The following is a 24,589-nucleotide window of genomic DNA, read 5'->3' as shown; positions in this document are numbered from 1 at the left end:
CCGTCGGGCTTATAATATCGGCTGTTCAGTCTAACCCGATCGCCATCATGCAAGCCATCACCCCAGCAACACCCGCCGTTTCCGCCGCCGTCAGCACGCTGGCATCCACCCTCGCCGCCACCTTTGTCAATATCGCCGCGTATAAATTCATTACGCTAGACGATACGGAAGCCATGCGCCCCTTGTATCAGGAGCAATGCCTGGCGCTGGAACTGAAGGGCACGATCCTGCTGACGCCAGAAGGCATCAACATGTTTCTGTCGGGCACACGCGAACATATCGACAACTTCCTCGCGTGGGTACGCAGCGATGAGCGTCTGGCCGATCTGGAATGCAAGGAAAGCCTGTCGATCGAGCAATCGCACAAGCGCATGTTGGTCAAGCTGAAAAAAGAAATCATCACCATGCGCATGCCATTGATCAAGCCGGAGCTGGGTCGCGCACCGTCCGTCGACGCGCATACGCTCAAGCGCTGGCTCGACGCCGGCGTCGACGACGCGGGAAAACCCGTGGTCATGATGGAAACGCGCAATGCCTTTGAAGTGGACGTAGGCACGTTCAACAACACGCTTGATTACCGTATCGACAAGTTTACAGAATTCCCGGCCGTCGCCGCCGCGCACAAGGACGAGCTGGAAGGCAAAACCGTCGTCACCTTCTGCACGGGCGGCATCCGCTGCGAAAAGGCGGCCATCCACATGAAGGAAATCGGCTACGACAGCGTGTACCAGCTCGACGGCGGCATCTTGAAATATTTCGAGGAAGTGGGCGGCGAGCACTATACGGGCGACTGCTTCGTGTTCGACTACCGCACGGCCCTGAACCCGAAACTGGAACCGACGGAAACCGTGCAATGTTTCGTCTGCCGCGCCGTCGTCACGCCGCGCCAGCAGCTGGCGCCGGAATATGTGTATGAGGTGTCATGCCCGCATTGTTTCCATAAAACAAGCCGACCTTGAGTTCCAGAACAAAGGCGTTTACCTCAACATATAATTATTGTTCTCTTAGAACGTGTTCATGATCTCCTGAGCAGCATCGCCAGGAAAGCCAGGTGGATGAACTGCAAGCTGGTGTTAAGCCATCGTTCGCAGTTTTTCCACAGTCGCCTGTTTTTTTCCAACCAGGCGAAGCTGCGCTCGACCACCCAGCGCTTGGGTATCACTGCGAACTTGTGCAATTCACTGCGTTTGGCAATCTGCACCGTGACCGCCTCGCCCAAGGTTTCCTGCACACCTTGGGCAAAGGGCTGGCCCACATAACCGCTGTCGGCCAGCACGCTTTGCACTTTATCCAGGCTGCCTTTGCAACGCTGCATCGCCTGCAGTGCTCCTTTGCGGTCCGTCACCTCGGCCGTCGTCACGGCAATGGCATGGGGTAGCCCCTGTGTGTCAACACCGATGTGGCGCTTGATGCCTGAAACCTTTTTGCCCGCGTCGTAACCCTTGCTACCGGCCGTGTCGGTATTTTTCACGCTTTGTGCGTCAACGATCAACAGCGTCGGCTTGGCGCTGCGCTCCAGTCTCTCGCGGGCCGCGCCAACCTGATTTTTTTAATGCCCGCTCCATTTGGCAAAGTACGAATGCACCGTCCTCCATTTGGGAAAATCCCTCGGTAGCATTCTCCACTGGCAGCCACTGCGCAGCAGGTACAGTACCGCGCAGAACACTTCATACAAGTCCACCGTGATCGGCTTCGTGCGTTTCCTCACGCTTTGCAGCAGCGGCAGAATTTCTTCAAACTTCTCTCGACTGATGTCGCTGGCGTAAGGCGTTCTCATCCAGCCATTATCCGGGTATTTGGCGGGATTGTGAACACGTTCTTACAACAAATCCTGGCTTTTGATGTGCTAAAATCGCCGATCTTCAGGTGATTAGAGAATATGGTCCATAGGTAAAAAACACCGAAATTTTTGAAACATCGTATCCTGCAAGCAACTCGCAGGAGGGTCTATCCAGCTCACGTTCAGTTACGTTCCGGTTTTTCATGTCGAAATATAGGCACTACAAATTGTATTGTCGGTAAATTTTCTGGGAATACAAAGCAGCTATCCATAGCAGTACACGGCAGGTATCGCCGGGCACATTGCATCGGCCGATCTGAATTAATAAAGATATAAAAGCAAGCCACTTGCACATTATTTTTCAACTGCTCAAGCAATATATTGCACCACGTCTCCAGCGTCTGAAAAATTGATAATCAATGACTGCATATCCAGAGCGAAGGCATTGACAGCCAGGCAGCCGTGAACCCTATCAAACTCTCATATAAATTATTCATGAGAATCCGGTCATATCAACAACTCGTTTTTGGCATCCTATTTTGCAGCACAACATAAATATCAAGGCAAACTAGAAATAATGCGTACAATTTCTGACAGATTCCTCTTTCTTTTTATTGCCTTCACCATCCTTGGCACCATCAAGGTTTATATTGGAGCCAATATAAACTGGCTCATTACATTCACCTTGCTCGGCATTGCGGTCTTTTTTTCCTTACATAACACCACCTTGCGACAACGCATCAAGGCCTTGCCAGCGCTCGTCAAGCCATATACGCCAATGATGATAGGCTGGCTGCTCTTTATCGCAGGCATTGCAATTGCTGCGGCCATGAATGGCGGAGTGGGTTTCTATACCATTGCAAAATATCTTGCTCTGCTGCTCGTCCTGCTGCTGCTGCTGCTGGTCGGCATAACGTCAAACAAGCTGGAATATGCTTTGACACTGGCAATGGCAGTTGCTGTCATTTGTCTGCTGCTTTTTGCCATTTTCCGCATGAACAACGCCTTGGTCATATTGGGAGATGGTCGTATGGGTTGGTGGGGAGCTTGGCCTGGCGTGCTGTGGAAAGCTGGGGCCTATGTGTGGCCATTTGCCCTTTGGCGTTGCCTGAAAAATACCAACTGGAAAACGGTTGCCGTCGTCGCATTGTCGATGTTAGCCATGGCCGTTGATGGCAGCCGGACCTCGCTCATCTGGCTGGGACTGACCTGGGCCATACTGATCGGATGCGGTATCTGGTTCAAACTGCCAGGACGGGGTTTGCGCGTTCACGCCACCGTCATGGTGATGGGCGTCTTCATCTTCACCTTGTTTCAGCCCGTTTTGCTCAGTTGGGTCGATGGCCGCTATGATACGATTATTACCTATAAAATAGAGCAGATGCGCACCTTTTCGTTCAGCCAGCAAAAAGATGGCAGCGTCAAAGATAGTGTGCGCCGTCCGCCTGCCGCCCTGCCGCCGATCATACGAAACACCATGTCCGAGCGCGTGGTGAGCGGTAATACGACCACCCGTAAAGCCATGCTCGAGGCTGGTTGGACTCAATCCAAACTAAAATTCCCTTGGGGTGGCGGATTCGGTAGCACGACTGTGGACGACAACGGCAGCCGCACCGTCATTCACATGACATATCTACAAATACTTGGCGATGAAGGCATTATCGCATTGGCAGGTTACTTATTACTGTTATTCTATCCGATCTATCGCGGCCTGCGCTATCTGACCGAGAAACGTGAATGCATTGCCGAGCGATTCGATACCATGCTCGCACCGATTTCCATTTTGTCGCTTTATGCATTGACAGGTTTCCTGCATCCGCTGAGCAATGAGATAACGGAATGGGCACTGATACTGGGTGCCATCGCGACGATAGTTATTTATACGACTCGCAGCAATGTCCCGAGTAGCAATTAACGCCGCTTGGCTACTGTTGGCGCAGATCGGTGGGCTGCTGATTCCTCTGATCGAACTGCCAGTACTGGCAAGGGCACTGGAGCAGCAAGCCTACGGGCAAGTACTCTATGCGCTAGGTATCGCCATGACAGCCGCTGTCTTTGTCGAGTTCGGCTTTACCTTCAGCGCTGCGCGTCGCGTCGTGGTAGCCAAGGGCGATCGCGGCCTGTTGGGTCAACTGGTGGCCGATGTTCTGCTGGCCAAGTTGATGCTGAGCGCAACGGTCGCGCTGATCCTCACCACCATCATGCTGTCCGGCACCGGTGCAACGAGCATTCCTGGACACTGGTTCATCTGGATCGCCCTGTTCATTACTGCCTTCGGCTTCAGCCCGATGTGGTATTACTTCGGCGTCGAGAAACTCATGCTACCTGCGATGCTGGATCTGGCATTGCGAGCCAGCGGCCTGTTGCTCGTCATTTTGCTGGTTTCCACGCCACAACACGCACAGCGCGTCCTCACTATCCAGGCCACTGTAGGTATCGTCAATACCTTGATCCCCACTCTGCTCATGCTGCGTCGTACCGGTATCGGACGTTTTCATCTGCGCGGCGCACTTAGAGTGCTACGCGAAAGCTGGGAACTGTTTCTGTACAAGGGAGCACAAGCGGTCATGGGATCTATTGCGTCAACCATGTTGGGCGGCCTGGGCGGGGCACGTGCTGTCGGTGCCTTCGTTCCAGCTGAAAAACTGGTGCGCGCAGCCACCGGCCTATCCGGTCCATTGCTCAACGCGGCTTTTCCTCATCTGGTCAGGATGCAGGAGAGTTCTGCCGTCGCGGCAAAAAAAACCGTTACGCTTTGGCTGATAGCGCTGGCCATGATTACGCTGCTGTTTGCCGCATTGGCCACCTGGCTCGCGCCATGGGTGATCAAGCTGGCTTTCGGGACAGGCTATGCTGATGCCATTGATTTGTTGAGAATGCTGGTTTGGATCGTACCGCTACGCGTCTGCAGTATGGCAATGGCAATTCTCTGGTTTATTCCCGCCGGTTTGGAACAAATTGCTAGCCGTGCCATGATGCTCAATATATCGCTGATCTGCGTTTTAGCCATGCTCTTGGTTCCCGGTATGGGTGGCACAGGCATGACAATCGCTTTTTTTTGTGCGGAAAGTATATCGTGTATTACGCTTATTTATTTTTTCTCAAAGAAAACCATCTAAGCACCATCTTATATACTCCATTACGGCCGTTTTTGACGTTACACATCACTTTCTGCCCAATCTTTGAAGACTGCTACCACGGATTTCTGAATAGCATGCATGGCACCTTCCAAGACATCCACCAACAAATACAAAAATTCATAGGCTACGCATGATTACCGTATTAACTCCAGCATATAACCGTGGCTATACGTTAGGACGCGTATTTCAAAGTTTATTACAACAGACCGACAAATGCTTCGAGTGGCTGATAATCGATGATGGAAGCACGGATGATACCGCTGCATTGATACACAAGCTGAGCGAGCGAGCTGACTTCAAAATACGCTACTTCCACCAGCCGAATGCCGGGAAACACGTCGCGATCAATACCGGTACTGCGCTTGCGGAAACGGACTGGATCTTCATTTTGGATAGCGACGATGCGCTGACGCCAGATGCCATCGCCGCTGTGCGGCAAGGCTTGGCCGAGCACGCAGCAGACAAGCTGTTGGGCCTGTGTTTTCGCAAAGCATTTTTCAACGGTTTGATTATTGGAGAGAGGAAAGAATTTGCAGCAAAACTGTTCCTCCACCCCACAGAGGCAGGAAAACTGCTGAAAGGCGATCTAGCATACATATTCCGTCGCTCCGCGTTGCTGTCACATCCGTTCCCGGTCATTTCCGGCGAGAAATTTATTCCAGAGCTTTATATATGGAACAAAATAGGCGATGATGGGAAAATTCTGTTCATGACACAAAAATATATTTACCTGTGCGAATATCTTGCGGATGGTTATAGCAATAACTTCACGAATAATCTGAAACGCAATCCACACGGTTTTCTCATTTATTATCGATCGCAGTTTTTCAGAGAAAAAATCAACATATCAAAGCTGAAGTGTGCGTTCAGAAGCCTGCAGTGCTGGTATTACGTAACTAGAAAGAATACTACAGCATGAAAATTCTGATGCTTATAACAGGTCTCGGCGTCGGTGGCGCGGAAACCCAGGTCACCGAGCTGGCATCTCAATTTGCCGAGCGAGGAGATACAGTGATGCTGGCCTTCATGACAGGTAAACCGGAAGTCTTGCCTCGGCATCCTGCGGTAACGATATGCAGCTTAGGCATGCGCAATTCCATTCCCGGTATGGCAAGCGGTTATCGGGCCTTGCGTCGTCTAATTAGAAACTATCGACCCGATGTCGTCCATAGCCACATGGTCCATGCCAATCTCCTTGCCAGATTAGTACGTATGAGTTGCCACATGCCGCGCTTGATCTGTACAGCGCACAGCAACAATGAAGGCGGGAAAGCCCGCATGTTGGCATATCGCGTCACAGATGCCCTGGCCGATCTGTCCACCAATGTCAGCGATAATGCGGTAGCCGCGTTCGAGGCAAAAGGCGCCGTTCCCACGGGGCGCATGATCGCCGTAAACAATGGGATTGCCACCGACAGGTTCCGCAACGACACGGCCTTGCGCAACGCGACCAGGGAACAGGCCGGATTGGCGCCGGATACCAAGCTCATCCTTGCGGTCGGACGCCTGGTCGACGTCAAGGATTATCCAACTCTGCTGCGCGCCTTTGCGTTCGTCAGGAAAAATGCGCAGGATACGGTGCTGTGGATCGCCGGCGGTGGCGAATGTCTGCAGGTACTGCAGGCACTCACCCATAAACTCGGTATCGCGCATGCGGTCAGCTTTCTAGGTGTTCGCAGCGATACGGAGGCACTTTACAATGCCGCAGACCTGAGTGTCTTGTCCTCCAAATGGGAAGGCTTTGGCTTGGTGGTGGCCGAAGCCATGGCCAGCGAAAATATCGTCGTTGCGACAGATTGCGGCGGCGTACGGGAAGTAATTGGTGAATGCGGCTATCTGGTTCCGGCACAGGATCCTGAGCGCTTGGCCAAAGCACTACAGTATGCGCTCGCACTCGCTCCGGACGATGCAAGAGCCTTAGGTCGGAAAGCACGTCAGAAAGTGCTGGATCACTATTCGCTGCACAATACCGTCAATACTTGGGCGGCCATCTATCACCCGAACTTCCGCGCAAATTAAGTAATATTAAGTAACAATGAAATACTTGGCTATCTATCTGTGCAAGAATTGATAGTGCCAATGATATGTATCGGTTTCTCGCCTGCTTGTACGACCTTTGAGAGTATGGATTCGGCTGCGGGTTAATGACAATGCCGAAAGAAGTATTATTTTCATAATACTCTCACATTGCCCAAGTACCATTTCATATTAATTAAAAGAGTTTATAGATGTCTGCAAAAAAAAATAAAAAAAATTCATCATTTTGCTTGGCTATGATTTCCAATCAAGCATTCTCAATCACTAATTTCCGCGGTCCTTTGGTCGCTGAAATGATCAAGCGCGGCTGCACAGTGTATGCGCTCGCGCCGGACTATGACGATGGCAGCCGTGCGGCAGTCACAGCCTTAGGCGCAATACCGGTAGACTATTCCATGTCGCGCGCGGGCATGAATCCCGTCAGGGATGTGATGGATTTGTTCAAATTGGCATTGTTACTGTGCAAGTTGAAACCTGATGCCAGCTTCACCTACTTTATCAAGCCTGTTATTTATGGCACTTTGGCAGCACGTTTGGCCGGCATAAGCAAACGCTACGCCATGATCGAAGGTGCTGGCTATGTATTCATCGAAGACGCGGCAAGCAATTGGCGACGCAAGCTGCTGCGCATATTTGCAACCGGCTTGTACCGACTGGGTCTGAGTCAGGCCAACCGAGTATTTATGCTCAATGCCGATGACAAAGAGCTGTTTGTCAGCGAAAAAATGGTACGCGCGGAGAAAGTTCAATTATTAAATGGCATTGGTCTCGATCTGAATCACTATCGCATGACGGCCCCCGCCTCGCAACCGTTTACATTCATTCTAGTTGCCCGACTATTACGGGAAAAAGGTATCTACGAGTATGTTGAGGCCGCCCGTAGAATCAAGGCCGCGCATCCCGGTATACGTTTCATTTTGCTCGGTAGCATAGATTTAAATCCTGGCTCTGTTGACGAAGCCGCCGTGCGTGCATGGGTGGCGGAAGGCATCATCGAATGGCCTGGCCAAGTGACCGATGTACGGGAATGGATCGCGCAAGCCAGCGTGTTTGTCCTGCCCTCCTACCGGGAAGGATTACCCCGCAGCACACAGGAAGCCATGGCGATGGGCCGGCCAGTCATTACCACCGATGTGCCCGGCTGTAGAGACACCATCAGCGACGGTGTCAATGGCTATATGGTGCCGGCGCGCAATGCTGCGGCGCTGTCCGATGCCATGCTCAAATTGATAAAGCATCCTGAATTATTGGCGCCTATGGGCGAGCATGGCCGCCACATGGCGGAAGAGAAATTTGATGTACACAAAATTAATTCCGTCATTTTGCAAGCCATGGATATTTCACAAAAATAGAAACAACTTAACATTTTCTTGCTGCCATGTCTTTCTTTATTGAATTTCAATTAAAATATATATCGTAAAGAATATCCGGCCTGATATACTCATAAAAACAAATGCATACTCAACAACTTGTCATTGATAAAATGTAATTTCTAAAATGAAAATTCTCATCACCGGCTCCGATGGTTTTGTCGGCAATACACTTTGCTCGACATTGCAGCAGCGCGGCATAGAAAGCGTGCAAACGGTGCGCAAGAACGCAACTGGCGACAGGATCAGTGTCGGAGATTTATCCGCAAAAACGAACTGGCAGCATGTCCTACTCAATTGCACCTGCGTAATCCACTTGGCTGCCCGCGTTCACGTCATGGATGAACAGGCAGGCGACCCGCTTGCCGCATTTCGAGCAATTAACGTCGATGCGACCCTGAATTTGGCCAGGCAGGCAGTCGCTGCCGGCGTCAAGCGCTTTGTATTTGTCAGTAGCGTCAAAGTAAATGGAGAGGAAACATTCGAGCGATCTTTTACCGCTTTCGATACGCCGGCACCGCTCGATCCCTATGGCCAGTCAAAGTTGGAAGCGGAGTTGGCATTGCAAAAGCTGGCACGCGAAACCGGGCTCGAGGTTGTGATTGTGCGCCCTACACTAGTCTACGGCCCAGGTGTACGAGCCAATTTCTTGAACTTGATGAAGTTGGTAAAAAAGGGCCTGCCCCTGCCTTTGGGAGCGATTCATAATCGCCGTAGCATGGTAGCGCTAGGAAATCTGGTAGATCTATTAATACTTTGCAGCTGGCACAAACAAGCGGCAGGCCAGGTTTTCATGGTTTCAGATGAGTGCGATGTCAGTATTACGCAGTTGCTACGCCAGTTATCGCATGCGATGCAACGGCGCAGCTTATTGCTGCCGGTACCTGCCGGCCTGATCTCAGGCACAGCGCGCCTGCTGGGAAAGTCCGCTATTGCGAGTCGCTTGCTCGGGTCTTTACAGGTCGATATCAGACACACCAAGGATCGCTTGCAATGGCAACCGCCGCTTTCCATGCCAGATGCGCTGCAGCAGACGGTTGCTCACTTTTTGTCTCAGGGTACTGATATCTAATGAAAAGAATATTTGATTTCACATCATCAGCGGTGGCGCTGGGTATTTTCCTCCTGCCTATCGCAATCGTTGCACTATTGGTAAGAGTCACCTCGCAAGGCCCCGTCATCTATTGGTCAGACCGGGTCGGACGTAACAACCGTATTTTCAGAATGCCGAAATTTCGCACCATGCGTGTCGGAACACCGGCAGTGGCAACACACTTGCTCAGCGATCCTCGTAGCGTACTGACACCTATCGGCTCTTTTCTACGCAAATCGAGTCTTGATGAATTACCGCAGTTGTGGAGCATTCTATGCGGCAATATGAGCGTCGTGGGTCCCCGCCCTGCTTTGTTCAACCAGCAAGACCTGATCGAATTGCGAACTACATGCGGCGTCAGCCAGCTTCTGCCCGGATTAACGGGCTGGGCCCAAGTCAATGGACGGGATGAACTCCCCATCGCGGAGAAGGTCAAATTGGATCTTGAATATATGCAAAGGCAATCTCTTGCCTTTGATCTCAAAATTATCGTACTGACGATTCTGAAAGTGGTACGCCGTGATGGGGTGGCGCATTGATCCGCGCTATGGTCCGCGCGTTGCTGAACAAGCACCTACATGTAGCCGAGCCTGTAAATTCGGTTTGCCTGCGCCAACGATCTTAAAGAAAAATGAATATATTCATCAATTTATCACGCCTCAAAAAACAGCTTATTGCTGCGGCAGCCGATTGTATTTTCTTGCCAGCCACATTCATACTGGCTGTTCTGCTACGCTATGACTCGGTGAATGCCGAGGTATTCAAACAGTACTTCTGGATCATCCTCGCCATCCCCGTAATTTCAATTCCCATTTTCTTGCGGCTCGGCCTGTATCGTGCGGTCATCCGTTTCGTCGATCAGAAAATCGTCCACGTTGTCCTACTCGGCGTCACGCTCTCGGTGGCGGCGATGGTCGTGCTCGCGGCCTTCATGACTCACATGCAGGGTTTTTCGCGCAGCGTATTTGGTATTTACTGGGTCATCGCCATCGCCTACATGGTCGCCAGCCGTTTTGCCGTGCGCAGTTTTTTACTCAGAGCAGGCGAAGCGCACGATCCGGAAAAAATCAGGGTGGCGATTTATGGCGCAGGAAAAGCTGGCACCCAGTTAGCTAGTGCATTGCGTGCGGGTAATGAATATCTGCCCGTTATTTTCATCGACGACATGCAGGAGTTGCATGGTGCCAGCATTGCCGGCATTAAAGTACACCCGTCATCGGAATTGTCCGACTTGATTGTCAAATTCAGATTTAGCGAAATTCTGCTTGCCATGCCTTCGCTGGCAAAAAGCCATCAAAAACGCATCCTCGACAGACTTGAGGTTCTCAAGGTCAAGACCAAGGTTACCCCGCCTGTGGCAAGCTTGGTCAGCGGCGAATTGCGTGTCCAAGACGTGCGCAGCATTGAAATCGAGGATTTACTGGGAAGAGATCAGGTTGCTCCCGATCTCAATCTGATCGCCTCTTGCATTACTGGAAAGTCGGTCATGGTCACCGGTTCCGGCGGCTCAATCGGTTCCGAACTGTGTCGTCAGATCATACGCCTGCAACCTAGTCATCTGGTGCTGCTTGAAATGTCTGAGTTTGCCTTGTACTCGATCAAGCAAGAACTGAAATGCATCAAGACGCGTTTTGGACTGGATGTGGAATTATTGCCATTCCTCGGCTCTGTACTCGACAAAGAAAAATGCAAACGCATCCTGACCACGTTTGGTGTCGATACAGTCTACCATGCGGCAGCATACAAGCATGTGCCGCTGGTTGAGCACAATCCAATCGAGGGAATCACCAACAATGTTTTTGGCACACTGAGCATTGCGGAAGCGGCCATTGCCGCAGAAGTCAAATGCTTTGTCCTGATTTCTACCGATAAGGCCGTTCGTCCTACCAATGTCATGGGATCGACCAAACGCTTTGCCGAACTGATCTTGCAGGCATTTTCTCGACAACAAAGCACGACACGTTTCTGCATGGTGCGCTTCGGCAACGTCCTCGGCTCTTCAGGTTCGGTCGTTCCGCTGTTCCGCCAGCAAATCATGGCGGGCGGGCCGATTACCCTGACCCACCCTGAAATAACCCGCTACTTCATGACCATACCAGAGGCAGCGCAGCTGGTACTGCAGGCGGGAGCGATGGGTGAAGGGGGGGACGTATTTGTTCTCGATATGGGCGAGCCGGTAAAAATCATGGATCTGGCCGAGCGCATGATACATCTGAGCGGCTTAGAAGTCCGCAGCAAGACCGCTCCGGATGGCATCGATATCGAACATGTCGGCCTGCGTCCAGGCGAGAAGTTGTATGAGGAACTGCTGATCGGCGACAATGTGGAAGGCACTGAACATCCTTTGATCATGCGGGCACAAGAATCTGAAATACCGTGGTCAGATCTCCACGTACTGTTGCGCAATTTACAAGCGGCATGCGAGCAGTTCAACTATGAAGAAGTTCGCCTCCTGCTACAGCGCGCTGTAGTGGAGTACGCACCACAATGCGGTATTGAAGACTTTATCTGGTCCGAAAGAAACAGAGTTTCCAATAATTCTACGGCCCTGATGTTGAAGAAAGTCCACGCAATCAAGACGCCGCATTAGAACGTCCATCGAAATCCAGTGCGCGTCGCGATTGGCGGCCTCCGATGCGCATGTTCAGTCGCACAGTCCAAAAAAATGGGGGATACACAAGTATCCCCCATTTTTACTTTTACACGTGTCAACGAATCAATATCTCCATCATGACTTCGACAAGCCACCAAGCAAAGCGGCAATTTTCTGCTTCGGCTTGGCCGCGACAGGCGCTATGCTGGCAGCAGCGGTAGCGGCCGCCTTGGCGGGCTCATACGGCTTCAGGAACCAGGGATCGGCCTTTTCGCGACGGGCGCCAGGACCAAAGGCGGGACGCGTACTGCTGCGCTCGGCAGAGCGGCTGTCGCGGCTCTCGCCAGCATGGCGGCTCTCAGGTGCGCGCGCGGGACGCGCCTCGCTACCTTCGGTCCGGCGCGGCGGACGGCGTTCGCTGTCGCTGCTGCGGGCGGGAGCCGGATTGAAGCCCGTCAATTCGCCGCGCTTGATGCTTTGCTTGATAAGCTTTTCGATATCGGCCAGCAAGCGCTCGTCTTTATCCGCATAGATTGAAATGGCGTCGCCCGAGGCGCCGGCACGGCCCGTACGGCCGATGCGGTGCACATAGTCTTCCGCGTTGTATGGCAAGTCGAAATTGATAACGCAAGGCAAGTCAGAAATATCCAGGCCGCGCGCCGCCACGTCGGTAGCGACCAGCACATCGATCTCGCCCTTCTTGAACGATTCCAGCGCCGCCATGCGCTCCTGCTGGCTCTTGTCGCCGTGAATCGCCGTGGCGCTCATGCCTTCCTGTTCCAGCACGCGGGCCAGGCGCGAAGCGCCGATCTTGGTATTCGAAAATATGATGACCTGTTTCAGGTCGCGCTGGCGCAGCAGATGGGCCACCACGGCGTGTTTCTGGTCTTCCGTCACTTTGTAGACCACTTGCGTGACCTTGTCGGCCGTCTGGTTGCTGCGCGCCACTTCGATCGTCAGCGGATCATTGAGGAAGGTTGCGGCCAGCTTCTTGATTTCTGGCGAGAACGTGGCCGAGAACATCAGGTTCTGGCGCTGTTTCGGCAGCAAGTTGATGATGCGCTGCAAGTCCGGTAGGAAACCCATGTCCAGCATGCGGTCGGCTTCATCCATGACTAGCATCTGCACCTGGCTCAGGCTGATGTTCTTTTGCTCGATATGATCAAGCAAGCGGCCCGGCGTGGCGATGACGATTTCCACACCGCCGCGCAGGAGGACGGTTTGCGGCTTCATGTCCATGCCGCCGAAGACGACGGTGGAGCGTAACGGCGTGTGCTTGGCGTAGGCCTTGACGTTTTCGGCCACCTGCACCGCCAGTTCACGGGTCGGCGTCAGGATCAGCGCGCGCACCGGATGGCGTGCCGGCGACATGCTGCTGCTGGCATGCGCCAATAGCAACTGGATGATCGGCAAGGAAAAACCGGCCGTCTTGCCGGTGCCCGTTTGCGCGGCGCCCATCACGTCGCGGCCTTGCAGCACTACGGGGATCGCTTGTTCCTGGATCGGTGTCGGATGGGTGTAGCCCTGATCGGTCAGTGCGCGCTGGATTTCAGGCGCGAGGCCAAAGTCGGCAAAAGTCAGGGTGGGGGCAGCGGATGCGGCAGGTGCAGGTGCAGGTGCAGCGATAACGGGCGCCGCTTCAGGGGCAATCGCCGGGCTGGGCGTAGGAGTCGATTCGGTTTCAGACATAAATTTTCTGGTGTGCCTCCGCACTGCGGAAGCCATGCTTTCTCAATAAACAACATTTCGGGGCACAGGCAGCTCCGTCTTGCAAGCCATGGATCATCGTTCTTGCGGCACCTCCGTGCTCCGGGACATGCTGTATGGCGTATGCGGGAGCGTCGAAGAGATGTGCTGCGATGGCGGCGGAGATCGCGCCGGCGGAACATCGCGCGCAGAAGATACAATATCAGTGCTGTAAACGATACCCTAATTCACCGCAACTGTACACGGAAACCGTAATTTTTGAGCAAAAAGCGTTCCAGCAATGGCACGCCGGAATGCCGTATGATGCAAGCTTCGATGCCAGCTCCGATGCCAGCTCCACCGTCCCTTGCCCCCACCATGCCCACCCCGCCTTTACCCCGCGATCCGCAACCGCAGGCGCCCAGCAAGCCGGGCAATGACGAGTGTTGCCACAGCGGTTGCACCTTTTGCGTGCTGGAAATGTACCAGGAAGACCTGGCCGCCTACGAAGAGGCCCTGAGGGCATGGCAACAGCGCCAGCAAGCCGCTGCCGCGCCTGCCACCCAAGGCATCAAAACACCGCGCAGGCGCGCTTAATTTCCTCAATAAAAGCTTTCCCACTCATCCACTGGCGCCGTGCGACGCGCCGTGCCGGCCAATCGACGCGGTGCCGGTGCCACCGCGGCCGGTGCATTGAAAACCTTGACTGGCGCGCGCCGCCCGCTCGCCGCGGCGCTGGCAACGTCGAGCTTGAAGATGCTGACCACGGCGCTCAAACTGGCCGCCTGCTCCTGCATCGATTCAGCCGCCGCGGCCGCCTCTTCCACCAGGGCCGCATTTTGCTGCGTCACCTGGTCCATCTGGGCGATGGCCTGGTTGACTTGCTCAATACCAGCGCTCTGCTCGCTGCTGGCGGCAGTGATCTCGCTCATGATATCCGTCACGCGGGTGATGCTGGCAACGATGTCATCCATCGTGCGGCCCGCCTGGCCCACCAGTACGGATCCCGCCTCGACCTTCTCGACCGAATCACCGATCAGGACCTTGATATCCTTGGCCGCCGCAGCCGAGCGTTGCGCCAGGTTGCGCACTTCGGTGGCCACGACGGCAAAGCCGCGCCCCTGCTCGCCCGCACGCGCGGCCTCGACGGCGGCATTCAGGGCCAGGATATTGGTCTGGAAAGCAATGCCGTCGATGACGGCGATAATGTCGACGATCTTGCGCGACGAGGCATTGATCGACGCCATCGTGCCCACCACTTCGCTGACGACTTTGCCGCCCTCGATGGCGATGCTCGACGAGCTCAGCGCCATGGTGTTGGCCTGACGCGCATTGTCCGCATTCTGTTTGACGGTCGAGGTCAGTTCTTCCATCGAGGATGCCGTTTCTTCCAGCGAACTGGCCTGCTCTTCTGTGCGCGATGACAAATCCTGGTTGCCGGCGGCAATCTGGCTCGACGCCGTAGCGATGGTATCGGTGCCGCTGCGCACCTGGCCCACCAGGTTCTGCAGGCTGGCATTCATGTCTTTCAAGGCCTGCATCAATTGCCCTGTTTCGTCTTGCGATTGCACAACGATATGCGCCGTCAAGTCGCCGGCCGCCACCTGACGCGCCACGCCGACGGCCACAATCAGCGGACGCGCCACGCTGCGCGCCACCCACAGCGCCAGCAGCATGCCGATGACGACGATGCCCACCAGCAAGCCAATCAGGCTGGCGCGCGAGGCCGCATACGTTGCATCGGCACTGGTACTCGAACGCACGCCGCCATCGGTATTAATGGACACCAGTTTATCCAGGACTACCAACATGTCCGCCATGACCTTGGCCGACGGTCCCACGGCCAGCGCGCGCGCCTCTTCCTTCTTCATCTCGCGCGACAGGCTCAGCATGGCTGCATGAAGGCGCATGAATTCATCGTTGAGCGCCAGGAAGCGCTCGAACACTTCCTGTTCGCCCGGTTCGGAAATCAGGCGGCGGTAGTTGTCGCCATCGGCCTTCAGCTTGGTCTGGGTTTCCGTCATGCGCGTTTCGTTCTGCGCCATGTCGGCATCCTGCGTGGCCAGCATGTGCGCCAGCTCCCAGCGGCGGAAATCGCTGACATCGCTGCGCATGGACATGGCTGCCAACACGCTGGGCATCCAGTTATCAGCCAGGTCCGTCGACGCGGTATTGATGCGCGCCATGGAAAAGATCGCCGACACGCCCAAAGCCGCCGTCAACAACAGCACGGCACCAAACGACAAGATCAGCTTGGTGGCAATCTTTAAATCAAAAAACCATTTCATGCGTTGCTTTCTTTCATTAAACGGGTAAACGGGACAAGACAGACGCGCGCGCCGACACAAGCACGGCGCGGGCAGTGAGGCGACCATGGAAGGCATCGCAGGATAAAGCGGAAGTGACCTGGATTGAAGAGCAAGCGCAGCAGCTCCTATCGAAACGCGCATCGAATTTCCGCAAGGCAACATTTTATCATCATCGTACTACCGAGTAGTTTGACCGCTACCTGCGGCCAAAGTTCGCGTGTAGCGGGCAGCTTGTCGCATTTTTGCCCAGGCACCGTTATTTCCGCTGGAACAAATGCAGAAGCAGGCGTAGGAGTCGGATGACACGAGGCAATGTTCCTAGCCTACATAAGCACGTCGGCTCATCCGATGCCCGCCCGCGTCTCCTGGTCCTATAGTGGATACAAGATTCAGCACAACGCTAGCAAGCCAGAAAAGCAGCGCCATACAACAAAATCAGAATACGAGGCCCTACCATGTATAAAGCTTATAGCAACCTGACCCCAGCAACGAATAGCCACGCCACTCAGCACGACTGGCAAGCCGCGCCGGCAACGCCCATGATCAGCATCACGGGTGCGCAACAGAACGAATTGCTGCGCGCCTTGTCGCGCGCCGATCTAGAGCGCTTGTTTTGCCAGTTGGAACTGGTCGCTTTGCCTGCCGGCAAGCACCTGTTCGATTGCGGCGGCAAGATTGAATACACGTATTTCCCTACCAACGCCATCGTTTCCCTGCTGTATGTGATGGAAGACGGCGCCACCACCGAGATCGCCGTCATCGGCCGCGAAGGCGTCGCCGGCGTGGTGCTGTACGAAGCCGAGCGCGCCACCTGCACTGCCATCGTGCAGACGGCCGGCTACGGCTATCGCCTGAAAACAGCCTTCCTGCGCGAAGTATTTAATGAGGGTGGCGCGCTGGCACAATTACTGATGCGCTATACCAGCGCCATGTTTGCGCAAATGGCACAGAACGTGGTGGGCGGCCGCCATTGCAGCATCGAACAGAAACTGTGCCGCTGGCTGCTGGACCGCCTTGACCGTTCCCTGTCGAACGAGCTGAAGGTCACACAAGACACCATGGCCAACATGCTGGGCGTACGCCGCGAAAGCGTTACCGTCACGGCCCGCAAGCTACAGGACGAAGGCTTGATCCAGTACCGCCGCGGCACGGTCGAAGTGCTCGACCGCGAAGGCCTGGAAGCGGCCGCCGGCAATTGCTACAAGGCAGCCCGTGCCGGTTTCGAACAATTTCGCAGCGGCATCAGCGCACATAACTAAGTAATCAGCGCTAATTAATCAGCGCGAGCACGCTTCGGCGTGCTTTTTTCATTCCGGGGCGTTAACGCTGCTGCAAACCAGAGGCCCCTCATCAGCAGCGGCAGTGGCGACCAACCACCAGTGCGGCTTGCGATCTTCAAACGAGTGGTATTCGGGCGTAAAGGCGGCCTGGGCAGGATCAAAAAACTGCCCGCCAGCAAGGCCACCGTGGGCGCATCGTCGATGGCGCCGATGGAACTGCCACAAGCGGCACAAAAAGCCCGGCTGGAGTAATCGGAAGAACGGTAGGTGGCCGGTGCACCGACCGTGCCCGTCCAGCGCACTTGATCACGCGCAAACTCCATCCACGCCACCGTCGGCGCGCCCGTGTGCTGCTGGCAATTTCGGCAAGAACAGCTGTGCGGATTGCTGCCGTCGCCGGTCACCTCGAAGCGCACGGCGCCACATAAACAGCCGCCTGTCTGCACCACTTTCTCCATTGCCTCTCCTCGTTTGCCCCGTTGCGTACCCGCCAACTGGCACGTACCCGGTACAATATTGCCATAAACCCTTACCTGGCGCGGCGTGGAGCGCATGGCGCCGGCACTATGAAAGAATGAATGGAAGACATCAATTGCGAAGGCTTGCCGCATATCCGCGTACTGGCAGGCGAAAACACACGCGGCCCCGTGTATGAAACCCTGCCGGCACGCCAGATTGACGAGCACGTCTATGAACTGCTAGCCTCGCCCGGCCTGACCCTGAACCTGGCGCGCGGCGATATCGTCAGCATCGCCAACCCGCTCGCCCCCGCCGAAGTATTAAAGCGCGGCGGCAACTTCTGCATCCAGATCTACGCCGACGACGTGCCGCAAGCAGTAGTGGACCAGCTCGAACGCGACGTGCAAAACCAGCTGGGCGGCACCATGGACGGCCAGTACAATGGCAATCTTACCTTCAGCGTGCCAGGACACCACGGCATCTACAACGTCAACGGCCCCTTCGACGCCTTCCGCACAGCGACTGGAGTGGAATGGTACTTCGCCAATATCTACGTCAACCTCGATGACGACGACGATGAAACCTTGCTCAACTGGTGGGTGGATATGTAAGCATGCCCGTGCGCCAGGCAGGGCAATGACACATGTCAATGCTGCGTATTGCTCTGGCACACATCAAGCTGCTTGCCCGCGCCTTGCGTACGCTCTCTCTATCGTCAACCATAGAGAGAAACGATATGCCTTACATTGCGCGCGCCGACTATGCAAAGCAAAAAGAAATCGTGGGAAATGGCGAGTGCGTCACCCTGGTCAGACACCTCGCTGGCGCCCGTGCCGCTTCGCTTTGGCGCGAAGGCGACAAAGTGCCGAACCTGCTGGAAAAAGGCGGCATGTCGAAAGGCACAGTGATTGCCACCTTCATCAACGGCCGCTATCAGAATCTGGGGCAAGGCAACCATGCGGCGCTGTTCATCCGCCAGGTGCCTGGCGGCATTGAAATTTTCGACCAGTGGCGTAACCACAAACCCAGCGCCCGCGTGATTTACTTTGGCCGTTCGGCGGCCGGGGCATCGAATCGCCCCGAACTCTATTCGGTGGTCGAATGAAGCCACTGGCACTGCTGGCATTGCTCATCGCTGCCGCAGCGATGCGGCCAGCTGCCGCAGCCCCCTGCCCGCAAGCAGCGCCGTCAAGTTGGAACCTGCGAGCCGCCAAACTCGACAGCGTGCGCGTGCTCTCCTATCCGACGGATCAGCCGCCAGCAGACGGTGAAGCCTGGCCTATCCTGGCCCCGGTCAGGGAATGGACACGCGCCGGCACTTCGTATCAACGCTGGGACATCAATTTTGATGCGCCCCAATATCTGTTTCAGGTGGATTGCCTGTATGCCGGTACCGAGCGCTACCTGCGCATGGCTTTGCCAGGCGTCAAGCAGTGCGTCGCGACCATTCAGCAGCGACCGAAAATGGTCAGGTTTCAGTGTAAATAGTGCGCTCGGCACAAATCCCCTACGATTGACATATCTCAAGATAGCTGCCGAGCACCTTGTCTATGCCCAGCTCGATGCACTCGACCACCAGCGCGTGGCCGATCGACACTTCCAGGATGCCGGGTATGTCCAGGAAGCGCGCCAAGTTGTGCAAATCGAGGTCGTGCCCGGCATTCACACCCAGGCCCAACGCCTGTGCCCGCCGCGCCGCCTGCAGATACGTATCAAACACGGCATCGGCCTGCGCGCCGCCATGACTTTCGGCAAACCGCTCCGTGTACAGTTCAACGCGCGCCGCGCCCACCTCGCGCGCCCATTCCAGCGCCGGATAATCGGCATCAACAAACAGGCTGACGCGGATGCCCAGGTCGTTCAATTGCGCAATGGCGGGACGCAACAACGCTGCATGCTGCTCGATGTCCCAGCCATGATCGGACGTCAGCTGGCCCGGCATGTCGGGCACCAGCGTGCATTGCGCCGGACGCGCGTCTTTCACGAGCTGCAAAAAATCCGCCGCCGGATAGCCTTCCACATTCAGCTCGCGTCCCCGCTCCGCGCACAGACGCTGCAATGGCGCAACATCGTCGTAGCGCGTATGGCGCTGGTCCGGGCGCGGATGCAAGGTGATGCCGGCGGCGCCCAAGTCGAGAAAGCGCGCGGAAAACGCGAGCAGGTCCGGGAAGTTGCGGCCGCGCGAATTGCGCAGCAGGGCGATTTTATTGACGTTAACGGAGAGCTGGGTCATGAAAGGGAATGGAGTGAGGGTGACGGGTCTGGCAGCAATTGTAGCGGATCGCCCGCACAGGGCACGGCCAACCGAACTCAGCGCTACGTGCTACGATGCAAGATAGATTTCCACGCTTTCAACAACATGCCATGAAATACAAATTATTCCTGTTTGACCTGGACGATACCCTGCTCGATTTCAGGGCATCTGAAAAACGCTCGTTCCTGCACACCATGCACGAACTGGACCTGCGCGACGGCATCGACGATCTGTTCACTCAATACCAGGCGATCAACGTCGAGCTGTGGAAACGTTTCGAGACGGGCGACGTGAGCAAGGATTTCCTGAAAGTGGAGCGCTTCCGCAAGACGTTTGCACTGAACGGTATAGCCATCGACCCGGAACTGGCCAGCCGTTTGTATCTGGAGTCCCTGCCGGACACGGTCGTGCTCATCGATGGCGCCAAGCAAGTGTGCGAAACGCTGTCGCGTATCGGCGAAGTGGGCATCATCACCAACGGCGTCGAGTCCATCCAGAACCGCCGTATCGCCGCATCCGGCCTGAGCGACTACATTTCCTTCGTCGCCACCTCCGAAGCGTGCGGCCACGCCAAGCCGGACGTGCGCTTCTTCGAATACGCCGCCAACATGGCGCGCGCATTCCGCAAAGAAACAACGATCATCATCGGCGACCGGCTGGACGCCGACATCCTCGGCGCGAACCGCTACGGCATCGACAGTTGCTGGTTCAACCCGGACAGCATGGCCAATGCCTCGGCCGCCATCCCCACCGATGAAGTGGCCAGCCTGCATGACATCGTGCCGGTACTGGACGTGATGTCGATCAAGCTGAAACAGGCTTGATCTTCAACAAGCGCACCACCTGAAATACGCTGGCAGAGGCACGAAAACACGCCGCTACTCGCGTACTATCAGGACTCATCCAATCTGGTGCCAGCCCATGCCTCCCTTTATCGTCCTGCTCGCCATCGCGGCCTTGATCCTGTTCTTTGTCATGCTGTCCAAGCGCCAGGCGGCCAAGTCCCGTAAGCCGCTAAAGCTGCAAAGAAAACCCGTCATGACGGCGCGCGAGCAGCAAATGTACCACCTGCTGCAAACGGCCTTGCCGGAATGCACGGTGCTGGCGCAAGTGGCATTTTCCGCGCTGATGACGGCGAAGGGATGGGCAAACAGAAACCGTTTCGACCGCAAGGTGGCCGATTTTGTCCTGTGTAGCAAGCAACTAAATGTCCTCGTCGTGATCGAACTCGACGACAGCAGCCACGCCGGCCGCGAACGCCAGGACAGGGAACGCGATGCCATGCTCAGGCTGGCAGGTTATGTGACCTTGCGCTATGCAAACTTCCCTACCCAGCAGGCGCTGCGCGCTGATATCGAAAAACTGCTGCTGAAAAAAGCCGGCGTCGTATCTGCCTGATTACCCCATCCAAACATCAATCGCGCGTCAGCACTTCCAGCAATTCAATCTCGAAGACCAAATTGGAGCCAGGCGGAATCAATCCCACCTGACGTTCCCCATACGCCAGTGCCGCCGGCACCCACAGCTTGCGCTTGCCACCGGCCTGCATGCCATGCAAACCCAAAATCCAGCCTTGGATGACCTTGTTATTGCTCAACACACAGCGGAAAGGCTCGCCCCGCTGATGCGACGAGTCAAACTCCATGCCATCTTCCAGCCAGCCCCGGTAATGCGCCGTCACCAGCGCGCCGCGTGCCGCCGCCTTGCCGTCACCCACCACGATATCGTCAATCTTCACTTCAGCCGTCATCTCGTTTCATCCCTCATCAATCGCCATGCCGCGATTGTACGACAACACGAAAAAAGCCCCGGCAGTCACCCGCCGGGGCTCATTCTATTGCTGCTAAATTCTGGTGGGCCTCCCGTGAGTCGAACACGGCACCAACGGATTATGAGTCCCATCAACAAGTCTGCATTGTAAGGGCATTGCCTTTGCATTCAATAACTTAGCCCACACTAAGCCAGCTTTAAATCCGCATTGGACGGCGATGCCGTTGACACTTCGTTGACGATCTAAGCACTACCTGTATTGCAGATAAAAAGCGTTGTCTTCGGGCTTCATCTGGCAGCTGGATGCACCCGCTTCAATTCTGGCGAATACGGCCTGTGAAACCGGTGGAGGGCGCAACGTCATTGTCCCCGACGCAATCATTGTCCTCAGTTTCTGCACAGTTGCTTTCTGTGGCTTGGAGTAGACAATGTAGCTTTTGTGACGAATGAAAGGATGGTCACCAACGTCAAGAAAACAACTGGCGTCATGAGGAGTATTCTGGCGATAGGTCGTCGCATTAACGAGCAAGACCATATCGCTCTTAGCCGGATCAGTGAGCACAACAAAAAAATGACATTCGCCCTGAGCTGCACCTGGTCCTGATGGTATCAAAAAGGCATCGCGCTGAGTAATTGGGAACTGAGCTGGTTGCGCGGGATTAGCCATCGACATCCTCAAACAGAGCATCAAAATACTTCTGTGATGCAACTTCTTTCGCCATCAACTCCGCTTCATCTGATGGAATCCCGTTCGCAATAAAAACTCGTTTCGCAGGAATTGGATTCGAAGAGCCATTTGGATCTTCCCACTCTGCACATTTGTCATGTGTGAACTTCACCAAGTCCCACTGATTCATAACACCAAATTCGGCCCAAATCGCGTCAACTATACTCACTGTAGCGTCACTTAATGCACTCAAATCCTCACGCACGATCTCGCCCCGTAGACGAACGTCATGCTGCTCGCGATCCTCGATGAGGCGGTCCCACTCCTCAGAGATACCAAAACCGTTAGTCAAATCGAGTGTCTGTGAGAGCACTGGCCCCTTGGGCATCGAAACCATTTGATCGTCAGAGACTTGAAAGCCGTGACGTCGCATAGATTCGCGTTCAACCAAATAAAGCAGTTTTGTCAATTTCAACACGTTAAGGCGACCGCCAGCCTTACCAAGCATTGCAGCGGCCAAGTGTGCTGCTTCACGTTCCTTAAACATAGCACCTTCTCCTATACGTTACTTCGCGGCATCTTTTTTATTGCAAAGATTGCACTTAGGAAAAGCGAAGAAAACCCACGATTATATCTGGAATCAAAGACAACTCCAAGATGCTTGCTTGACTATATCGTAAAAAGTACATTTGTGCTTGCCACTAATCATAAAAGCTACACTTTTTACATCAATAAGCGTGTCTCCGACGGCCCGCATGAGAAATCTAACCTAAAAGGCAACTGGAGCAAGAGAAAAACTGCATCTCCTACCGCTTACCTTACCGCAACGCACCACAAGAGTGCCAAAATGCAACCACCAAGCACAATAACTAACCGTGATGTGAGATGACGCCTATACCAGGCAAAATGGGGCACTCTTGGGTCAGCGGCTGGATGACATCGTCGCTGGCCGGGACGACCGGCCAAAGCGCTCCTGCATGTCACCAGGATACAAAAGGGTTCCGCTTCGCTCCAGCCCTCTCGGGCCTCCAATCGCCCTTTTTCAGGGAAGCCTAGCACCACAGCGGCTGACAGGGCGCGCAGTGCTCAACCTAACCCTGCAAGATACGGTCATGGTCTGCATGTGCCCCCTCCTTTAAAAGGTCAAGTGCGCTTTAATCCAACAGCCGCCAAAAACGCGCTCGCCCCTGACAACTGAAGCCAAGAAATATTCACGCATAAACACTCAGAATACTACGCATAAACGCTCAGAACACTTGTGCCATTTGGTCAGACTGCCCCTCATCGATCAGGTAGCCAGAGGCGGGGTTCGGAGTCTGATGGGCGACCATAGGCATCGCCGCCATGACCGCTCGTCTACGGGTAATTTGCTTGAGCGGGGGTTAGGCTTCTGTTGAAGCTCCGTGTCGTTTCAAATGCGCCTCCATTTCCCGCGTTGAACCCATCAACGTGGACTCTACGCGCTCCGACAACGGTTTCCAAGCTTGGTAGCGTGGCGGGTAAAGCCGGTCCAACTCAAATCGAACAAGGGCTTCTTTTGCATGGAGCAAACTATCAGTGGCAAGTCCTAGGAATGCGTTAAAAATATTCACAGGCAATTGGCCTTCTCTCTGCCACCAATCTTCGACGCTTCGCTCCAGTGCCTGAAGAGCGTCATAAAACACAATCAACGCGATAGCATCGTCACCGGAGAGATGGTGAAACTGTGGCGCGTTCGGATACAGTGTCGGCATATGTGGGATAAAGTCCTCTCGCTTGTCGTTAGGCATGTCACTTTGCGTAGACGCGCAACTAAAGTTTGCACACGCCCTTTGGTGTATAAAAAGCATGCGTTCGACTGCTCTATTTAACTCAGCTGCAAAGTAACGACGGGCATCAGCTGAGGTACCCTGACTTTTTCGGACACTCTTGTTTGGCAAACTTCACCAACTGGAGAACATATGAAACGCTCAACAACATACACGCCAGAGCTTCGAGAAGAAGCAGTAAAGCTGGTCTTGACACAGGGACTGACGCTGGAAGATGCGGCGCGATGCCTGACCATTCCCAAGGGAACGCTGGCTAATTGGGTGGCAGCGGCGAGGCGCGGCACGTCGCCCAAAGTGGCCCCTGGCAGCCGTTCTGTGCCCGAACTTGAGGCCGAGGTAACAA

At 54.8% G+C, this 24,589-nt stretch carries 25 protein-coding genes and 1 pseudogene; 17 read left to right on the top strand and 9 right to left on the bottom strand.

Translation table 11 applies throughout. From position 1 onward, the window contains the following. The first annotated feature begins 47 nt into the window (after positions 1–47). Positions 48–959 carry a sulfurtransferase gene (locus ACQ4W7_RS00130; protein ID WP_436527630.1) on the top strand — a complete coding sequence of 304 codons (912 nt, stop codon included), beginning with the start codon at positions 48–50 and terminating at the stop codon, positions 957–959. A 56-nt stretch (positions 960–1,015) separates the two neighbouring features. Here ACQ4W7_RS00130 and ACQ4W7_RS00125 read toward each other — a convergent pair. Further along, positions 1,016–1,777: pseudogene (locus ACQ4W7_RS00125) on the bottom strand (IS5 family transposase). Between the two features lie 529 nt (positions 1,778–2,306). Between ACQ4W7_RS00125 and ACQ4W7_RS00120 the strand changes: the two are divergent. The 8 genes from ACQ4W7_RS00120 to ACQ4W7_RS00085 all read left to right on the top strand — a co-directional run bounded on the left by ACQ4W7_RS00120 (position 2,307) and on the right by ACQ4W7_RS00085 (position 12,010). Further along, positions 2,307–3,695, top strand: a complete 1,389-nt coding sequence (locus ACQ4W7_RS00120) for an O-antigen ligase family protein (protein WP_436527628.1) — start codon at positions 2,307–2,309, stop codon at positions 3,693–3,695. Next, on the top strand, positions 3,676–4,899 hold the full coding sequence (locus ACQ4W7_RS00115; protein ID WP_436527626.1) for an oligosaccharide flippase family protein: 1,224 nt from the start codon (positions 3,676–3,678) through the stop codon (positions 4,897–4,899). Before ACQ4W7_RS00120 ends, ACQ4W7_RS00115 begins: the two co-directional genes overlap by 20 nt. A 151-nt stretch (positions 4,900–5,050) precedes the next feature. Next, the gene (locus tag ACQ4W7_RS00110) at positions 5,051–5,839 is read left to right on the top strand and encodes a glycosyltransferase family 2 protein (RefSeq protein ID WP_436527624.1); all 789 of its coding nucleotides are present in this window, start codon (positions 5,051–5,053) and stop codon (positions 5,837–5,839) included. Next, on the top strand, positions 5,836–6,939 hold the full coding sequence (locus ACQ4W7_RS00105) for a glycosyltransferase (RefSeq protein WP_436527622.1): 1,104 nt from the start codon (positions 5,836–5,838) through the stop codon (positions 6,937–6,939). Before ACQ4W7_RS00110 ends, ACQ4W7_RS00105 begins: the two co-directional genes overlap by 4 nt. Before the next feature lie 209 nt (positions 6,940–7,148). Continuing rightward, on the top strand, positions 7,149–8,309 hold the full coding sequence (locus ACQ4W7_RS00100; RefSeq protein WP_436527620.1) for a glycosyltransferase family 4 protein: 1,161 nt from the start codon (positions 7,149–7,151) through the stop codon (positions 8,307–8,309). A 145-nt stretch (positions 8,310–8,454) separates the two neighbouring features. Then, positions 8,455–9,399, top strand: a complete 945-nt coding sequence (locus tag ACQ4W7_RS00095) for a UDP-glucose 4-epimerase family protein (RefSeq protein WP_436527618.1) — start codon at positions 8,455–8,457, stop codon at positions 9,397–9,399. Beyond that, positions 9,399–9,959: a sugar transferase gene (locus ACQ4W7_RS00090; protein WP_436527616.1), complete on the top strand. Its 561-nt coding sequence runs from the start codon at positions 9,399–9,401 to the stop codon at positions 9,957–9,959. The genes ACQ4W7_RS00095 and ACQ4W7_RS00090 overlap by 1 nt, the downstream gene beginning before the upstream one ends. A 92-nt stretch (positions 9,960–10,051) precedes the next feature. Beyond that, positions 10,052–12,010, top strand: a complete 1,959-nt coding sequence (locus tag ACQ4W7_RS00085; protein WP_436527614.1) for a polysaccharide biosynthesis protein — start codon at positions 10,052–10,054, stop codon at positions 12,008–12,010. A 138-nt stretch (positions 12,011–12,148) separates the two neighbouring features. Here ACQ4W7_RS00085 and ACQ4W7_RS00080 read toward each other — a convergent pair whose 3' ends face one another. Then, complete coding sequence (locus ACQ4W7_RS00080) at positions 12,149–13,702, bottom strand: DEAD/DEAH box helicase (RefSeq protein WP_436527612.1); 1,554 nt, start codon at positions 13,700–13,702, stop codon at positions 12,149–12,151. Positions 13,703–14,020: 318 nt separating this feature from the next. Between ACQ4W7_RS00080 and ACQ4W7_RS00075 the strand changes: the two genes are divergently transcribed. After that, entirely contained in the window at positions 14,021–14,296 is a 276-nt protein-coding gene (locus tag ACQ4W7_RS00075) for an oxidoreductase-like domain-containing protein (protein ID WP_436527610.1), read from the top strand. A 5-nt stretch (positions 14,297–14,301) separates the two neighbouring features. On the opposite strand, the gene ACQ4W7_RS00070 is transcribed toward ACQ4W7_RS00075, so the two are convergent. Next, a complete protein-coding gene (locus ACQ4W7_RS00070; protein WP_436527608.1) occupies positions 14,302–15,987 on the bottom strand; it encodes a methyl-accepting chemotaxis protein in 1,686 nt (561 codons plus the stop codon). A 560-nt stretch (positions 15,988–16,547) separates the two neighbouring features. Between ACQ4W7_RS00070 and ACQ4W7_RS00065 the strand changes: the two genes are divergently transcribed. Beyond that, positions 16,548–17,267: a Crp/Fnr family transcriptional regulator gene (locus tag ACQ4W7_RS00065; RefSeq protein ID WP_035828139.1), complete on the top strand. Its 720-nt coding sequence runs from the start codon at positions 16,548–16,550 to the stop codon at positions 17,265–17,267. A gap of 14 nt (positions 17,268–17,281) precedes the next feature. Here the strand turns inward: ACQ4W7_RS00065 and ACQ4W7_RS00060 are convergent, their stop codons facing one another. Next, the gene (locus ACQ4W7_RS00060) at positions 17,282–17,746 is read right to left on the bottom strand and encodes a GFA family protein (protein ID WP_436527606.1); all 465 of its coding nucleotides are present in this window, start codon (positions 17,744–17,746) and stop codon (positions 17,282–17,284) included. 120 nt (positions 17,747–17,866) lie between these two features. Here ACQ4W7_RS00060 and ACQ4W7_RS00055 point away from each other — a divergent pair, with 120 nt between their 5' ends. From ACQ4W7_RS00055 to ACQ4W7_RS00045, 3 genes are read left to right on the top strand one after another with little or no spacing between them, the layout of a single operon-like run. Continuing rightward, on the top strand, positions 17,867–18,358 hold the full coding sequence (locus tag ACQ4W7_RS00055) for a DUF4265 domain-containing protein (protein ID WP_436527604.1): 492 nt from the start codon (positions 17,867–17,869) through the stop codon (positions 18,356–18,358). Between the two features lie 32 nt (positions 18,359–18,390). Then, the gene (locus tag ACQ4W7_RS00050) at positions 18,391–18,852 is read left to right on the top strand and encodes a BPSL0067 family protein (protein ID WP_436527602.1); all 462 of its coding nucleotides are present in this window, start codon (positions 18,391–18,393) and stop codon (positions 18,850–18,852) included. Then, a complete protein-coding gene (locus ACQ4W7_RS00045; RefSeq protein WP_436527600.1) occupies positions 18,849–19,235 on the top strand; it encodes an STY0301 family protein in 387 nt (128 codons plus the stop codon). The genes ACQ4W7_RS00050 and ACQ4W7_RS00045 overlap by 4 nt, the downstream gene beginning before the upstream one ends. 19 nt (positions 19,236–19,254) lie before the next feature. Here ACQ4W7_RS00045 and ACQ4W7_RS00040 read toward each other — a convergent pair whose 3' ends face one another. Next, positions 19,255–19,980, bottom strand: coding sequence for a pyridoxine 5'-phosphate synthase (locus ACQ4W7_RS00040; protein ID WP_436527598.1), 726 nt, complete (start codon positions 19,978–19,980; stop codon positions 19,255–19,257). A 131-nt stretch (positions 19,981–20,111) separates the two neighbouring features. On the opposite strand from ACQ4W7_RS00040, the gene ACQ4W7_RS00035 reads away from it, so the two are divergent. Both ACQ4W7_RS00035 and ACQ4W7_RS00030 read left to right on the top strand, forming a co-directional pair. Next, on the top strand, positions 20,112–20,825 hold the full coding sequence (locus ACQ4W7_RS00035) for a YjjG family noncanonical pyrimidine nucleotidase (RefSeq protein ID WP_436527596.1): 714 nt from the start codon (positions 20,112–20,114) through the stop codon (positions 20,823–20,825). 97 nt (positions 20,826–20,922) lie between these two features. Continuing rightward, positions 20,923–21,399 carry a DUF2726 domain-containing protein gene (locus ACQ4W7_RS00030; RefSeq protein ID WP_436527594.1) on the top strand — a complete coding sequence of 159 codons (477 nt, stop codon included), beginning with the start codon at positions 20,923–20,925 and terminating at the stop codon, positions 21,397–21,399. Positions 21,400–21,415: 16 nt separating this feature from the next. Here the strand turns inward: ACQ4W7_RS00030 and ACQ4W7_RS00025 are convergent, their stop codons facing one another. The 4 genes from ACQ4W7_RS00025 to ACQ4W7_RS00010 form a co-directional block, all read right to left on the bottom strand. Continuing rightward, positions 21,416–21,751, bottom strand: coding sequence for an FKBP-type peptidyl-prolyl cis-trans isomerase (locus ACQ4W7_RS00025; protein ID WP_426071386.1), 336 nt, complete (start codon positions 21,749–21,751; stop codon positions 21,416–21,418). 270 nt (positions 21,752–22,021) lie between these two features. Next, a complete protein-coding gene (locus tag ACQ4W7_RS00020; RefSeq protein ID WP_436527592.1) occupies positions 22,022–22,438 on the bottom strand; it encodes a hypothetical protein in 417 nt (138 codons plus the stop codon). Beyond that, positions 22,431–22,985 carry a Panacea domain-containing protein gene (locus tag ACQ4W7_RS00015; RefSeq protein WP_436527590.1) on the bottom strand — a complete coding sequence of 185 codons (555 nt, stop codon included), beginning with the start codon at positions 22,983–22,985 and terminating at the stop codon, positions 22,431–22,433. The genes ACQ4W7_RS00020 and ACQ4W7_RS00015 overlap by 8 nt, the downstream gene beginning before the upstream one ends. A gap of 835 nt (positions 22,986–23,820) precedes the next feature. Then, positions 23,821–24,207 carry a hypothetical protein gene (locus ACQ4W7_RS00010; RefSeq protein ID WP_436527588.1) on the bottom strand — a complete coding sequence of 129 codons (387 nt, stop codon included), beginning with the start codon at positions 24,205–24,207 and terminating at the stop codon, positions 23,821–23,823. A 171-nt stretch (positions 24,208–24,378) separates the two neighbouring features. On the opposite strand from ACQ4W7_RS00010, the gene ACQ4W7_RS00005 reads away from it, so the two are divergent. Beyond that, positions 24,379–24,589: transposase (locus ACQ4W7_RS00005; protein ID WP_436527586.1), on the top strand; the 211-nt coding region annotated here is incomplete at its 3' end.

Source organism: Janthinobacterium algoris (assembly GCF_051380935.1).
Classification (GTDB): Bacteria; Pseudomonadota; Gammaproteobacteria; order Burkholderiales; family Burkholderiaceae_D; genus Janthinobacterium.
Note: the sequence above shows the minus strand (reverse complement) of the source record. Positions and strands in the feature narration are given on the sequence as shown.